Genomic DNA, 15,111 nt, shown 5'->3' with positions numbered 1-15,111 from the left:
GCGTTACCGTTTATTAGTGAGTGCAGTGCCGAGCACTTGCAGATAAGCGACCATGGCGTCCATCTCGGTCTTACCCTTGACGGCGTCTTTGGCGCTGGCGATGTCTTCGTCGGTATAAGGAACGCCAAGGGCGCGCAGCGCCTGCATTTTCTTGGCGGTGTCCTTGCCGTCGAGTACGTTTTCGACCAGCCATGGATAGGCTGGCATTTTCGATTCGGGGACCACGTTGCGCGGGTTGTACAGGTGCGCACGCTGCCAGTCGTCGGAGTAGCGACCGCCGACACGGGCCAGGTCCGGACCGCGACGATTGGAGCCCCACAGGAAGGGGTGGTCGTAGACGCTCTCGCCGGCGACGGAGTAGTGGCCGTAGCGCTCGGTTTCGGCGCGGAACGGACGGATCATCTGCGTGTGGCAGCCGACACAGCCTTCCTTGATGTAGAGGTCGCGGCCTTCCAGTTGCAGTGCGGTATAGGGCTTCATGCCCTCGACCGGTTCGTTGACCACATCCTGGAAGAACAGCGGAACGATCTGCGTCAGGCCGCCGATGCTCACGGCCAGCACCATGAAGATGGTCAGCAGGCCGATGTTCTTTTCGAGTACTTCATGATTCTTCATTGCACGTTCCTCAGGCGATCTTCGCGGCGGCTTCGTATTCGGCCGGTTTGGCGGCACGCACGGTGCGCCAGGTGTTGTAGGCCATCAACAGCATGCCGGTGAGGAAGAACGCGCCGCCGAGGGCACGGATGATGAAGCCGGGGTGGCTGGCTTCCAGCGCTTCGACGAAGGAATAGGTCAGGGTGCCGTCGTCGTTGACTGCACGCCACATCAGGCCCTGGGTGATGCCGTTGACCCACATCGAAGCGATGTAGAGCACTGTACCGATGGTGGCCAGCCAGAAGTGCGCGTTGATCAGGCCGATGCTGTGCATCTGCCCACGAGCGAAGACCTTCGGAATCAGGTGGTACATGGAGCCGATGGTGATCATCGCCACCCAGCCGAGGGCGCCGGCGTGTACGTGGCCGATGGTCCAGTCGGTGTAGTGGGAGAGGGCGTTGACGGTCTTGATCGCCATCATCGGGCCTTCGAAGGTGGACATGCCGTAGAAGGCCAGGGACACCACCAGGAAGCGCAGGATCGGGTCGGTGCGCAACTTATGCCAGGCGCCCGAGAGGGTCATCATGCCGTTGATCATGCCGCCCCAGCTCGGAGCCAGCAGGATGATCGACATCACCATGCCGAGGGACTGCGCCCAGTCAGGCAGTGCGGTGTAGTGCAGGTGGTGCGGACCGGCCCAGATGTACAGGGTGATCAACGCCCAGAAATGCACGATGGAGAGGCGGTAAGAATAGACCGGACGCTCGGCCTGCTTGGGCACGAAGTAATACATCATGCCGAGGAAGCCGGTGGTCAGGAAGAAGCCCACGGCATTGTGGCCGTACCACCACTGGACCATCGCATCGGTGGCGCCCGCGTAGATGGAGTAGGACTTGGTCAGGGTGACCGGGATTTCCAGGTTGTTGACGATGTGCAGCATCGCCGTGACCAGGATGAAGGCACCGAAGAACCAGTTGCCGACATAGATGTGGCGCGCCTTGCGCTTCATGATGGTGCCGAAGAACACCACGGCGTAGGTGACCCAGACGACCGCCAGCAGGATGTCGATCGGCCATTCCAGCTCGGCGTACTCCTTGGAGCTGGTGAAACCCAGCGGCAGGGTGATGACCGCCAGTACGATGACCAGTTGCCAGCCCCAGAAGGTGAAGGCGGCGAGGGCATCGGAGATCAGGCGAGTCTGGCAGGTGCGTTGCACCACGTAGTAGGAGGTGGCGAACAGGGCGCTCCCGCCGAAGGCGAAGATCACCGCGTTGGTGTGCAGGGGGCGCAGACGGCCGAAGCTGGTCCACGGCAGGTCGAAGTTGAGTTGAGGCCACACCAGTTGTGCGGCGATCAGCACGCCCAGACCCATCCCGACGATTCCCCATATCACCGTCATGATGGCGAATTGGCGAACCACTTTATAGTTATAAGCAGTTTCTGTTATCGCAGTGCTCATACAAGGCTTCCACGCTATAGGCATTTTTTTATTAAGGGCAAAAATCGGCGGCAAGTATGGAGAAAGGAGGGGGGCAATGCAAACCACGCCCGCCGCCGTTTCTGGCCGCTCAGGCCCTGATTTCAAGCGTCTTCCGTTCGCTATTCAGGGGGCCCTGGCACCAGGCCGGTGCTTGCTAGGAAAGGTTTCGCCTTGTGGTTATGCGGTGTGTGGCGAATGACGAAAGCTTAGAAGCTGGGGCGGAAAAGGGGAAAGGTGTTTATCGAAGTAACTGTGCGTCAGAGAGTCGCACGGACAAGGAAGTAGTACTTCAGAGGGAGGGGGCGGTACTTGCGTACCGCCCGTGCGGAGCTTATTGCTCGTCCGCTTTTTCACTGCCATGGGACAGGTTGTAGACATAGGCCGCCAGCAGGTGGACCTTGTCGTTGCCCAGGTATTGCTCTTGTGCAGGCATCTGGCCGTTGCGGCCGTGGCGGATGGTCTGCTGCAACTGAGGCAGGCTGCTGCCGTAGATCCAGCCAGCCGGGCTGTTCAGCGCAGGTGCGCCGAGTGCGGCCATGCCGTCGCCAGTCGCGCCGTGGCAGACCGAGCAGGTCTGGGCGTAGATGGCTTTGCCGGCTTCCAGATCGACTGCGGTGCCTTCCGGCAATGCCAGGCCGCCCAGGTCCTTGCGGACGAAGGCCGCGACGTTCTTCACGCCTTCCTCACCGATGACCGCGCCCCAGGCCGGCATGACGCCGATACGGCCATGGAGGATCGACATCTTGATGGTCTCCGGCTCGCCGCCCCAGCGCCAGTCCTTGTCAGCCAGGTTGGGGAAGCCCACCGAGCCCTTGGCATCCGAACCGTGGCAGATCGAGCAGTAGGTCGCGAAGAGGCGGCCGCCCATTTTCAGTGCCTGCTCATCCTTGGCCACCTCGGTGATGGGCATGGCGGAGTACTTGGCGAAGATCGGGCCGTACTTCTGCTCGGCCTGGGCCATTTCACGCTCCCATGCCTTGGCCTGGGTCCAGCCACCTTCGTAACCGGGCAGTACGCCTTTCCAGTTACCCAGGCCCGGATAGAGGATCAGGTAGACGATGCCGAACAGCAGGGTGCCGATGAACAGCATGAACCACCACTTGGGCAGCGGGTTGTCGTACTCCTCGATGCCATCGAAGGCATGTCCCATGGTCTTGTCGGTGGTCGTGGCCGACTCGCCCTTGCGCGTGGCGAAGATCAACCAGAACAGAGCGACAATGGTGCCCAGCGTCAGCAGGGCGATGTATCCACTCCAGAAAGTGCTCATGTGCTACTCCTGGACAGCCTGAGCAACTCCGACTGTCCGCGATTTTAGTCCCAGGCGGCCGTCAGGCGGCCGCCGTCCGATGATCAGCGCTTGTGCTGCAAGGCAGTGCCGAGCACTTGCAGGTAGGCAACCATTGCGTCCATCTCGGTCTTGCCCTTGACGGCATCGGAGGCACCGGCGATGTCCTCGTCGCTGTAAGGCACGCCGAGGGTACGCAGCGCCTGCATCTTCTTGGCGGTGTCCTTGCCGTCGAGTACGTTCTCGACCAGCCACGGGTAGGACGGCATCTTCGACTCAGGCACCACGTTGCGCGGGTTGTACAGGTGCGCACGCTGCCAGTCGTCGGAGTAGCGACCGCCTACACGGGCCAGGTCCGGACCGCGACGGTTGGAGCCCCACAGGAAGGGGTGGTCATACACGCTTTCACCGGCGACGGAGTAGTGGCCGTAGCGCTCGGTTTCAGCACGGAAGGGACGAATCATCTGGGTGTGGCAGCCGACGCAGCCTTCCTTGATGTAGAGGTCACGGCCTTCCAGCTGCAGCGCGGTGTAGGGCTTCATGCCCGCCACCGGCTCGTTGACCACATCCTGGAAGAACAGCGGGACGATCTGCGTCAGGCCACCGATGCTCACGGCGAAGATCATCAGAATGGCCATGAGGCCGATGTTCTTCTCGATTTTCTCGTGTTTGGTCTCGTTATGCGTTGTCATTTCAGGTCGGCTCCTCAGGCAATCTGCGCAGCGGCATCGTATTCAGCCGGTTTGGAGGCCTGCACGGTCTTCCAGGTGTTGTAGGCCATCAGCAGCATGCCGGCGAAGAAGATCGCGCCGCCGATCACACGTACCACGAAGCCGGGGTGGCTGGCTTCCAGCGCTTCGACGAAGGAGTAGGTCAGGGTGCCGTCGTCGTTGACTGCGCGCCACATCAGGCCCTGGGTGATGCCGTTGACCCACATCGAGGCGATATAGAGCACGGTGCCGATGGTGGCCAGCCAGAAGTGGCTGTTTATCAGGCCGGTGCTGTACATCTGCTCGCGTCCGAAGACTTTCGGGATCAGGTGGTACAGCGCGCCGATGGACACCATGGCAACCCAGCCGAGGGCGCCGGCGTGTACGTGGCCGATGGTCCAGTCGGTGTAGTGGGAGAGGGCGTTGACGGTCTTGATCGCCATCATCGGGCCTTCGAAGGTGGACATGCCATAGAAGGCCAGGGACACCACCAGGAAGCGCAGGATGGGGTCGCTGCGCAGCTTATGCCAGGCGCCGGACAGGGTCATCATGCCGTTGATCATGCCGCCCCAGCTCGGAGCCAGCAGGATGAGCGACATCACCATGCCCAGGGATTGCGCCCAGTCAGGCAGAGCGGTGTAGTGCAGGTGGTGAGGGCCGGCCCAGATGTACAGGGTGATCAGCGCCCAGAAGTGCACGATGGACAGGCGATAGGAATAGACCGGACGCTCGGCCTGCTTGGGTACGAAGTAGTACATCATGCCCAGGAAGCCAGCGGTCAGGAAGAAGCCCACGGCGTTGTGGCCGTACCACCATTGCACCATGGCATCGGTTGCACCGGAGTACAGCGAGTAGGACTTGGTCAGCGTGACCGGGATTTCCAGGTTGTTGACCACGTGCAGCAGCGCGACGGTCAGGATGAAGCCACCGAAGAACCAGTTACCTACATAGATGTGGGAGACCGTGCGCTTGACGATGGTGCCGAAGAACACCACGGCATAGGAAACCCAGACGATGGTGATCAGGATATCGATCGGCCATTCCAGCTCGGCGTACTCCTTGGAGCTGGTGAAGCCCAGCGGCAGGCTGATGGCCGCCAGCAGGATCACCAGTTGCCAACCCCAGAAGGTGAAGGCTGCCAGCTTGGGTGCGAACAACACGGTGCGGCAGGTGCGCTGTACCGAGTAGTAGGAGGTGGCGAACAGGGCGCAACCACCGAAGGCGAAGATCACCGCGTTGGTGTGCAGTGGTCGCAGGCGGCCAAAGCTGGTCCAGGGGAGGTCGAAGTTGAGTTGCGGCCAGGCCAATTGTGCTGCGATGAAAACGCCGAGCCCCATCCCGACGATTCCCCACACCACCGTCATGATGGCAAATTGGCGGACCACCTTGTAATTGTAGGCGGTACTGGTTGCTGTGTTCATGTATGGGCTTCCATCCACGGCTAATGAGCGGTTTTTTTCTTTCTAAAAGAAAGCGGGAGCAAGCATGGAGAAAGGGCAAATAAGCGGTATTGACCCGGATCAATACACGTCGGGCGCACATTTAGTTGCTGGTATCTGGGCCCGCCCCGAAGCGGCTCCGTGGCATACCCTGATCCTCGCCCACGGCGCGGGCGCGCCCATGGACAGCGCCTTCATGAATGACGTGGCCGAGCGGCTCGCAAGCCTAGGCGTGGCGGTGTTTCGCTTCGAATTCCCCTACATGGCGCAACGGCGCGAAACGGGTCTTCGGCGCCCCCCGGACACCGCCCCGAAACTGCTGCAGGCGTGGCGTGAGGCCCATGCCTTCGTGCGACAGCAAACCGCAGGGCCATTGGCCATCGGCGGCAAGTCCATGGGCGGCAGAATGGCCAGTCTGCTGGCGGACGAGCTTGAGTGCGACGCACTCGTCTGCCTGGGCTATCCATTCCACCCCGCCGGGCGCAAGGACAAGCCCCGGGTAGAACACCTGGCCAACCTGAATACGCCGACCCTTATCGTGCAGGGCGAGCGCGATGCGCTTGGTGGTCGGGAGACGGTCGCCGGTTATGTCCTGGCCCCAGCGATCGGCGTCGTCTGGCTGGAGGCCGCGGATCACGACCTGAAGCCACTCAAGCGCTCCGGTTTCACCCATGAAGCGCATCTGGCCCGCACGGCACGGGAGATCGCCGTTTTTCTGCGTGGATTGGCTGCATAATTGCGACTTTCGTATAGCAGCCAAGAATGCTGAGGGCTCTAGAATCGGGGAGACTTTGGGGGCGAATCATGTTATCCATCGACGACGGGCAGGACCTTGGTACAGGTTCCCGCCTGCACGCTCGGGACGTGGAATGTGCGCTATCGTTCCCACCGTGCTCCGCTTCTATTGCAGCGTTCCATCGCTGTAGCCATCACAAAACAGACAAACACGGCTATCGAGAGGTGCTTTATGGAAACTGACCTGAACCAATTCATCCGCAACGAGGCGTTCCGCGACAAGATCGTCTCCGCAGAAGAGGCGGCATCCTGGATCGAGGATGGCATGAGCCTCGGGATGAGTGGCTTCACGTTGTTCGGCGAGCCGAAGGAATTTCCCAGGGCACTGGCCGAGCGTGGCAAGCAGGAAAAATTCAAGGTCAACCTGTACACCGGCGCCTCCATGGGTCCGGCCGCTGACCAGGCCATGGCCGAGGCGGGCATCATCAACCTGCGCCTGCCCTACCAGGGCAACCCGGTGCTGCGTGGCAAGATCAACAGCGGCGAAGCCTTCTACATCGACCAGCACCTTTCCCACACCGCCGAGTGGATTCGCCAGGGCGTACTGCCGGCGGTCGATTACGCGATCATCGAGGCGGCTGCGATCACCGAAGACGGTCAGATCATCCCGACCGGCTCCGTCGGCAACTCGCCGATCTTCGTGCAGACCGCCAAGCACGTGATCATCGAGCTGAACACCTCGGCGCCGCGTGAATACGAAGGCATGCACGACATCTACGTGCCCGAGCCTGCCGGCCAGCGCAAGGACATCCCGGTCTACGACATCAGCAAGCGCATCGGCACCAAGGGTATTCCGGTCGATCCGGCCAAGGTGCGCGGCATCGTGCTGTCGAGCCAGCCGGACATCCCGTCGCCGCTGTTCGAGCCCAATGCCGAAACCCAGCAGATCGCCGACAACCTGCTGGATTTCCTGCGCGCCGAGGTCAAGGCCGGGCGCCTCACCGAGAGCCTGGCGCCGTTGCAGTCGGGTGTGGGTTCGGTGGCCAACGCGGTGCTCAACGGCATGAAGACCTCCGAATTCCGTGACATCGTGGTCGCTTCGGAAGTGCTGCAGGATGGCATCTTCGACCTGATCGACGCTGGCGTGGTGAAATTCGCCGCGGCCACGGCGCTGTCGCTGTCGAAGAAGCGCGTGGAAACCCTCGGCAAGGACCTGGCGCGCTACAAGGACAAGCTGGTCTTCCGCCCGCAGGAAATCTCCAACCACCCCGAGGTCATTCGTCGCCTGGGCATCATTTCCTTCAACACCGCGCTGGAAGTGGATATCTACGGCAACGTGAACTCCACCCACGTTGGCGGCACGCGCATGATGAACGGAATCGGCGGCTCCGGCGATTTCGCCCGCAACGCCCGTATCACCATCTTCGTCACGTCCTCCACGGCGAAGGATGGCAAGGTGTCGTCCATCGTGCCGTTCGTGTCCCATGTCGACCATACCAACCACGATGTCGACGTGATCGTCACCGAACAGGGCTATGCCGACCTTCGCGGGCTGGCGCCGGTGCAGGCGGCGGAGCGGATCATCGAGAACTGCATGCACCCGGACTTCCGGGCCCAGGCCTACGAGTACTTCAACGAGGCCAAGGCGCGTGGCGGCCATACCCCGCATATCCTGGAGAAGGCGTTCTCCTGGCATACGGCACTGGCCGAGAAGGGCACCATGCGCAAGGAGTGATCCTGCGTAGTTGAGTCGCGACGAAGGCCATGGGCAGCGATGCCCATGGCCTTTTTCTTTCAGCGGTTGAAGCGCTCGACCAACGAGTACTGGCTTTGCGCCGTCGAGGTCAGCTCTTCGCTGAGCAGCGCTGATTTCTGCGCGCCCACGGTGGTTTCCCCGGCCAGTTGCGCGATGGTGGCGACGTTCTGGCTGATTTCTTCGCTGACGCTGCTTTGCTGCTCGGTGGCCGAGGCGATCTGGGTCGTCATGTCGATGACCTGCTCCATGGCCTGGTTGATCGCGTTCAGTGCCTGGTCGGCCTGGACGATATGTTCCACGCCCTGGTCCGCCTCCACATGGCCCAGGCGCGTGGTGTCCACCGCATGCCGCGCCTGCTGTTGCAGTTGCTCGATCAATGTGTGGATCTGCCCGGTGGCGTCGGCGGTACGTTGCGCCAGGTGACGCACTTCGTCGGCGACCACCGAGAAGCCGCGCCCGCTCTCGCCGGCGCGGGCGGCTTCGATGGCGGCGTTGAGTGCCAGCAGGTTGGTCTGTTCGGCGATGCTCTTGATCACGTCGACCATGCTGCCGATCTGCTCGCTGCCACTGGCCAGTTGTTCCACGGCATTGCCGGTCTTGGCCACCGAGTCGGCCAGGCTCTCGATGGTGCGGCGCGTCTTGGCGGTGACGTCGCGGCCTTCGCGGGTCAGGTCGCTGGCCTGGCGTGTGGCACTGGCGGCCTGGGCGACGTTGCTGGCGACTTCCTGGGTAGTCGCGGTCATCTGGTTGATGGCGGCTGCGACCTGTTCGGTTTCCTGGCTCTGGCGCGACAGCCCGGACGAACACTCCTGTGCCAGCCGGTCAGCCTCGCTGGCCTGTTTCTGCAGTTGCACGGCGCTGTCCTGCAAGCGTGTCAGACACGTCTTCAAATGTGCCTGCTGGCTGAGCATGGCCAGTTCCAGTTGTGCCTCGGAACCCCTGCTGTCGGTGTACATCTGTGCGATCAGCGGATCGCAGGTCGCCTGCCGGGCCAGTTGCAGCAGGCGTTGCATGCCGCGCTGCTGCCAGCGCATGCCGGCCAGACCCAGGGGGACCGACAGCAGGGCGGCGAAGATGAAGCCCCAGTAATGGTCCAGCCAGATACCGACCATGAAGCCGATCTGGCTGATCAGGATGAAGGGTAGCCAATTGAGTATGAACGGCAGCCAGCGGTCCCGGCGCGGGACGCCAGTCTTGCCGGCATTCAACCGGTCGTAGAGATTCCGGGCGCGCCGTACCTGTTCTTCGGTCGGTTTCGTACGCACCGATTCATAGCCGATGATCTCGCGCCTGTTGTCGAGAATGGGCGTGACATAGGCGTTGACCCAGTAGTGATCGCCATTCTTGCGGCGGTTCTTGACGATGCCCATCCAGGGCTTGCCCTGTTGCAGGGTCTGCCACATATGGGCGAAGACCGCCGCAGGCACGTCCGGGTGGCGAATCAGGTTGTGCGGCGCATTGATCAGTTCCGCCCGTGTGAAGCCGCTGACTTCGGCGAAGATGTCGTTGCAGTAGGTGATCTGCCCCTTGAGGTTGGTGGTCGAGATCAAGCGTTGCTGATCCGGGAACGAGTATTCGCGCTGTGTGACAGGTTGGTTGTTACGCATTGGAAAAGGCGCCTGGCAAGGGGACGGGCGGACACACCTCGTTGGGCGCGTCTCGTTCTTCGAATGGATGGAAGTGACAATGAACGGGTAACGTAAAATCTGGCGTCAAATTTTACGGTATTGTGACCGGCCTGTATTCCAGAATCCTCTCTGGGACGTTACGACCAACGTCGCGATACGGGTTTGCCTTTGGAGCGAACACGTCCGCTCCAAAGGCCTCACACGTCAGTGTTCGCCAAGCAGTTGGCGCAGGACGAAGTGCAGGATGCCGCCTGCCTTGAAGTATTCGACTTCGTTGAGGGTGTCGATGCGGCTCAGTACTTCGAAGCGGTCCAGCGAACCATCGCTGCGTTCTACCGTGACCCGCAGGCGCTGGTGCGGTGCAAGTCCGCCTTCCAGTCCTTCGATACTGAGCTTCTCGTCACCCACGATGCCCAGTGTCTGGCGTGTCTGCCCCTCCACGAATTGCAACGCCAGCACCCCCATGCCGATGAGGTTGGAGCGGTGTATGCGTTCGAAGCTCTCGGCAATCACCGCCTTGACGCCCAGCAGGTTGGTGCCCTTGGCCGCCCAGTCGCGGCTGGAGCCGGTGCCGTATTCCTTGCCGGCGATGATCACCAGGGGTGTACCGGCCTGCTGGTAGCGCATGGCGGCGTCGTAGATCGGCAGTTTTTCCGCGCCGGGTTGGAAGAGGGTGTTGCCACCTTCCTCGCCGCCGAGCATTTCATTGCGGATACGGATGTTGGCGAAGGTGCCGCGCATCATCACCTCATGGTTGCCGCGCCGCGAGCCGTAGGAATTGAAGTCCTGTGGCGCGATGCCCAGGTCTTGCAGGTAGAGACCGGCCGGCGAGCTGGCCTTGATATTGCCGGCGGGGGAAATATGGTCGGTGGTGATGGAGTCGCCGAACACGGCGAGTATGCGGGCACCGTGGATATCCGTCGGTGGCGGCGCTGGTTTGTCGATGTCTTCGAAGAACGGCGGGTTCTGCACATAGCTGGAGTCGGCATTCCATTCGTAGGTGGTGCCTGCGGTGACCGGGATGGCTTGCCAGTCGGCATCGCCGCTGAAGACGTCGGCATAGCGCCGGCGGAACATCTCGCCGTCGATCGTCGCGACCGCCTTGGCGATTTCCGCGCTGCTGGGCCAGATGTCGCGCAGGAACACCGGCAGGCCTTGCCGGTCATGGCCGATTGGCTGTTTTTCCAGGTCGATGCGTGTGGTGCCAGCCAGCGCGAAAGCCACCACCAGCGGCGGCGAGGCCAGCCAGTTGGCCTTGACCAGTGGGTGCACGCGGCCTTCGAAATTGCGGTTGCCGGACAACACCGAGGACACGATCAGGTCATTGCCGGTGATCGTGGCGCCGATGTTCTCGTCCAGCGGGCCGGAGTTGCCGATGCAGGTGGTGCAGCCGTAGCCGACCAGGTTGAAGCCCAGTTCGTTCAGGTAGGGCGTCAGGCCGGCTCGTTCCAGATAATCCGTGACCACCTTGGAGCCGGGCGCCAGCGAGGTCTTCACCCAGGGTTGGCGTTGCAGGCCGCGCTCCAGGGCCTTCTTCGCCAGCAGGCCGGCGGCCATCAGCACATTGGGGTTCGAGGTGTTGGTGCAGGAGGTGATGGCCGCGATCACCACGGCGCCATGCCGGAGCGAGAAATCCTCGTCGGCCACCGGAAAGGCGGTATCGGCCTGGCCCATGCGTCCGCTGGTCTCCAGCAACAGGTCGAAGGACGCGCCGATATCGCCGAGGCTGACGCGATCCTGCGGGCGCTTCGGGCCGGCCAGGGATGGACGCACGCTGGCCAGGTCCAACGCCAGGCTGGCGCTGAACGAAGGTTCCGGGCTGTCGTGGTCGTGCCACAGGCCTTGTGCCTTGCTGTAGGCCTCGACCAGGGCGATTCGCTGCTCGTCTCGGCCGCTCAGGCGCAGGTAATCCAGCGTGACCTGATCGACCGGGAAGAAGCCACAGGTGGCGCCATATTCCGGTGCCATGTTGGCGATGGTGGCGCGGTCGGCCAGTTGCAGGTTGTTCAGGCCAGGGCCATAGAACTCGACGAATTTGCCGACCACACCTTGCTTGCGCAGCATCTGCGTGACCGTCAGCACCAGGTCGGTGGCGGTCACGCCTTCCTTCAGGCGCCCCGAGAGGCGGAAACCGACCACTTCGGGAATCAGCATCGACACCGGCTGGCCGAGCATGGCCGCTTCCGCCTCGATGCCGCCGACGCCCCAGCCGAGCACGCCGAGGCCGTTGATCATGGTGGTGTGCGAATCGGTGCCGACCAGGGTGTCGGGGTAGGCGAGGGTGTCGCCGTCTTCGTCGCGGGTCCAGACCACCTGGGCCAGGTACTCCAGGTTGACCTGGTGGCAGATGCCGGTGCCCGGCGGCACCACACGGAAGTTGTCGAAGGCCTGCTGGCCCCAGCGCAGGAACTCATAGCGCTCGCTGTTGCGCTGCATCTCGATCTCGACGTTGCGCGCAAAGGCCGCTTCATCGCCGAAGCGGTCGACCATCACCGAGTGGTCGATGACCAGGTCCACGGGCGACAGTGGATTGATCTTCTGCGGATCGGCACCGGCACGGGATACGGCATCGCGCATCGCCGCCAGGTCGACCACGCCAGGGACGCCAGTGAAATCCTGCATCAGCACGCGCGCCGGGCGGTACTGGATCTCTCGCTCCGAGCTGCGCGTCTGCAACCAGTCGACGATGGCCTTGAAGTCCTCGGGTCTGACACTCAGGCCATCCTCCCAGCGCAGCAGGTTCTCCAGCAGGACCTTGAGCGAAAAGGGCAGGCGGCTGATGTCGCCGAGACGGGCGGCGGCCTCGGGCAGGCTGAAATAGTCATAGCCCTTGCCGTTGACCTGCAGGCTGCGGCGGCAATCGAGGCTGTCCAGGGATGGCATACCATATCTCCTTGAGCCCGCACGGTCGGGCCTTCTGGGAATGGGCGCGTCTTTGACGGTGATCGCGGTCGTCTCGCCCTGAGTCTTGATGCCCGGTTGTCGTGGCGGTACGTGCGATCGGCAGGCGGTGCATGCTGTGCGCGCCCCTGTCTTACTGGACTGATACGGCGCGCGTCGGTTCCCTCTCTTCCGTTATCATGCGCGCCCCACGCCAGCATCCGGAACGTCCGCCATGAATACATTGCTACTGCATTGCCGCCCGGGTTTCGAAGGCGAGGTCTGCGCGGAGATCAGCGAGCAGGCGGCACGTCTGGAGGTCGCCGGATATGCCCGTGGCAAGGCGGGCAGTGCCTGCGGCGAGTTCGTCTGCCTCGACGCGGACGGTGCACAGAGGCTGATGACGCACCTGCGCTTCCAGCAACTGATCTTTCCCCGGCAGTGGGCGCGTGGCAGCTACCTGCCATTGCCGGAGCAGGATCGCATCAGCGTGCTGTTGCAGTACCTGGCCGATTACCCGGTGTGCTCCGGGCTCTGGCTGGAAGTCTTCGACAGCAATGACGGCAAGGAGCTGTCGACCTTCTGCCGCAAGTTCGAGGCGCCTTTGCGCAAGGCGCTGGTCGCGGCGGGGCGCTTGCGCGAGGGCGGGAGCGGCCCGCGTTTGCTGCTGACCTTCAAGAGCGGGCGCGAGGTGTTCGTCGGGCTTGCCGATGCGAAGAACAGCGCCCTGTGGCCGATGGGCATTCCCCGGCTGAAGTTCCCGCGCCAGGCGCCCAGCCGCTCGACCCTGAAGCTGGAAGAGGCCTGGCACCATTTCATTCCCCGTGATCAGTGGGACAAGCGTCTGGCCGAGGGCATGACAGCGGTCGACCTCGGCGCCTCGCCGGGGGGCTGGACCTGGCAACTGGTCAATCGCGAGATGCATGTGACCGCGGTGGACAACGGGCCGATGGCCGAAAGCCTGATGGGCAGCGGCATGGTCGAACACTTGCAGGCCGATGGCTTCGCCTTCCGCCCGCGGCGACCGGTGGACTGGATGGTCTGCGATATCGTCGAGAAGCCGGCGCGCAATGCCGCCTTGTTGGAAACCTGGATCGGCGAAGGCCTGTGCCGCGAGGCGGTGGTCAACCTCAAGCTGCCGATGAAGCAGCGCTATGCCGAGGTCACGCGATTGCTCGAGCGTATCGCTGATGGCTTGGCCGAGCGGGGTGTGAAGGCCCAGATCGGCTGCAAGCAGTTGTACCACGACCGAGAGGAAGTGACGTGCCACCTGCGGCGGTTGGGTTGAGTCGCTTGGTTCGTCGATGGCTTTGCGCAACAATCTTGCGCTTTCGTGTGCGCTTTTGCGCTCTTTTCCAAGGGGAGATGAATGATGACCGCCGATGAGGTGCTCGATGCCAGCGGGCTGAATTGCCCTGAGCCCGTGATGATGCTGCACAACAGTGTGCGGGGGCTGGAGGCTGGTGCCTTGCTCAAGGTCATTGCCACCGACCCTTCCACCCGGCGCGATATCCCCAAGTTCTGCCTGTTCCTCGGTCATGAGCTGGTCGAACAGCAGGAGCAGGACGGTACTTTCCTGTACTGGATTCGCAAGAAAATCGACGCCTGACAGGGCGTTTTCGAAGGGGCCGCGGGGACTTTTCAAGGTGTTCGCGTTATGACAGGGCCTGCGTCTACCTCTTTGGGCCCTATTACCTGGGCTGTTTGTCCCTGCGTCCCGATGCTCTTGTTTCTGCGTGTCGCGAGCCCGACCAGCCCCTCTACGCAACACGCATGAACCCATCCATGGGGCTCTTCGTCGGCGTCCCTGCCGACGAAGGTTGCTACGAGGGGCTGGCCGGGCTCGCGGTCAATACCGCAGTGACCCTGAGAAAAAGCACAGCATGAAAAACACACCTCGTCGTTCCCGCGCAGGCGCACTGCTGTCCGGTACGGGTTTTGCTTGGCCCACGATACGGTGGCCTTGCGCTCATCGCTCCTGTGCGAATGCCAGGTGGCGGGACGGGGCACGCGTGAATACATCCTTGTAGCTCTACGCCGCCATCCCTGGCGGCGAAGGCCCCGCCCCGCCACCTGGCATCCGCACAGCCGTCTGCGGCGGTGACTGTAGGAAGAAGCCCGCTGGCCTTAGCCTTGTGTACCTAGGCTCCCGCCTGCGCGGGAGCGACGGGTTGAGCTTTTTCCCCTGGGCCCCTTCGGTATTGACTGCGAGCCCGGCCAGCCACTCGGAGCAACCTTCGCCGACAGGGATGTCGGCGTAGAGCCTCAGGGATGAGTGCATGCGTGTTGCGTAGAGGGGCTGGTCGGGCTCGCGATACGCGGTCATGAGAGCGAACAGCCTAGGACGCGATATTGAGTCGGCAGAGCAAGCCTCAAACCGCACGTCCAGGCTTCATAAGCCTTGCCGCCCTCAGGAGCAAAACCCGTACCGGACAGCAGTGCGCGCAGGCGGGAACCCAGGTGCCACAGTCGCCTGTTCACCTGCGTTTATTCCATAGTCACCACCTAAGGTGGCTGTAGAAAGAGCTCGATAGCCATAAGCCTGCACGCCTGGGTTCCCGCCTGCGCGGGAACGACGAGTGGGCGGTGTTCTCATGCAGTGCT

General features: G+C 62.6%; 11 protein-coding genes and 1 pseudogene. 4 read left to right on the top strand and 8 right to left on the bottom strand.

From position 1 onward, the window contains the following. Positions 1–3: 3 nt before the first annotated feature. The 5 genes from ccoO (HW090_RS01455) to ccoN (HW090_RS01435) all read right to left on the bottom strand — a co-directional run bounded on the left by ccoO (HW090_RS01455) (position 4) and on the right by ccoN (HW090_RS01435) (position 5,490). Positions 4–615, bottom strand: a complete 612-nt coding sequence (ccoO, locus tag HW090_RS01455; RefSeq protein WP_179111804.1) for a cytochrome-c oxidase, cbb3-type subunit II — start codon at positions 613–615, stop codon at positions 4–6. A gap of 10 nt (positions 616–625) precedes the next feature. Continuing rightward, on the bottom strand, positions 626–2,053 hold the full coding sequence (gene ccoN, locus HW090_RS01450) for a cytochrome-c oxidase, cbb3-type subunit I (RefSeq protein ID WP_179111803.1): 1,428 nt from the start codon (positions 2,051–2,053) through the stop codon (positions 626–628). Between the two features lie 352 nt (positions 2,054–2,405). Beyond that, positions 2,406–3,341 (bottom strand): cytochrome-c oxidase, cbb3-type subunit III, encoded by a 936-nt coding sequence (gene ccoP / locus HW090_RS01445; protein WP_179111802.1) that lies wholly within the window; start codon positions 3,339–3,341, stop codon positions 2,406–2,408. A gap of 83 nt (positions 3,342–3,424) precedes the next feature. Continuing rightward, complete coding sequence (ccoO, locus tag HW090_RS01440; protein ID WP_179111801.1) at positions 3,425–4,051, bottom strand: cytochrome-c oxidase, cbb3-type subunit II; 627 nt, start codon at positions 4,049–4,051, stop codon at positions 3,425–3,427. A 14-nt stretch (positions 4,052–4,065) separates the two neighbouring features. Beyond that, positions 4,066–5,490 (bottom strand): cytochrome-c oxidase, cbb3-type subunit I, encoded by a 1,425-nt coding sequence (ccoN, locus tag HW090_RS01435; RefSeq protein ID WP_179111800.1) that lies wholly within the window; start codon positions 5,488–5,490, stop codon positions 4,066–4,068. 64 nt (positions 5,491–5,554) lie between these two features. Between ccoN (HW090_RS01435) and HW090_RS01430 the strand changes: the two genes are divergently transcribed. Together HW090_RS01430 and HW090_RS01425 are read left to right on the top strand one after the other, a co-directional pair. Continuing rightward, positions 5,555–6,244, top strand: a complete 690-nt coding sequence (locus tag HW090_RS01430; protein ID WP_179111799.1) for an alpha/beta family hydrolase — start codon at positions 5,555–5,557, stop codon at positions 6,242–6,244. A gap of 231 nt (positions 6,245–6,475) precedes the next feature. Further along, positions 6,476–7,978: a succinate CoA transferase gene (locus tag HW090_RS01425; protein WP_179111798.1), complete on the top strand. Its 1,503-nt coding sequence runs from the start codon at positions 6,476–6,478 to the stop codon at positions 7,976–7,978. Positions 7,979–8,037: 59 nt separating this feature from the next. Here the strand turns inward: HW090_RS01425 and HW090_RS01420 are convergent, their stop codons facing one another. The 3 genes and pseudogenes from HW090_RS01420 to acnA all read right to left on the bottom strand — a co-directional run bounded on the left by HW090_RS01420 (position 8,038) and on the right by acnA (position 12,510). Further along, the gene (locus HW090_RS01420; protein WP_373416376.1) at positions 8,038–9,111 is read right to left on the bottom strand and encodes a methyl-accepting chemotaxis protein; all 1,074 of its coding nucleotides are present in this window, start codon (positions 9,109–9,111) and stop codon (positions 8,038–8,040) included. Between the two features lie 213 nt (positions 9,112–9,324). After that, a pseudogene (locus tag HW090_RS18060) lies at positions 9,325–9,606 on the bottom strand (PAS domain-containing protein); the annotation flags it as partial. Positions 9,607–9,831: 225 nt separating this feature from the next. Further along, the gene (gene acnA / locus HW090_RS01415) at positions 9,832–12,510 is read right to left on the bottom strand and encodes an aconitate hydratase AcnA (RefSeq protein ID WP_179111796.1); all 2,679 of its coding nucleotides are present in this window, start codon (positions 12,508–12,510) and stop codon (positions 9,832–9,834) included. 232 nt (positions 12,511–12,742) lie between these two features. On the opposite strand from acnA, the gene rlmM reads away from it, so the two are divergent. Together rlmM and tusA are read left to right on the top strand one after the other, a co-directional pair. Beyond that, positions 12,743–13,795: a 23S rRNA (cytidine(2498)-2'-O)-methyltransferase RlmM gene (rlmM, locus tag HW090_RS01410; protein WP_179111795.1), complete on the top strand. Its 1,053-nt coding sequence runs from the start codon at positions 12,743–12,745 to the stop codon at positions 13,793–13,795. 81 nt (positions 13,796–13,876) lie between these two features. Further along, positions 13,877–14,116: a sulfurtransferase TusA gene (gene tusA / locus HW090_RS01405; RefSeq protein WP_179111794.1), complete on the top strand. Its 240-nt coding sequence runs from the start codon at positions 13,877–13,879 to the stop codon at positions 14,114–14,116. Positions 14,117–15,111: the final 995 nt, after the last annotated feature.

It is taken from the genome of Pseudomonas sp. ABC1 (assembly GCF_013395055.1).
Taxonomy (GTDB): domain Bacteria; phylum Pseudomonadota; class Gammaproteobacteria; order Pseudomonadales; family Pseudomonadaceae; genus Stutzerimonas.
Note: the sequence above shows the minus strand (reverse complement) of the source record. Positions and strands in the feature narration are given on the sequence as shown.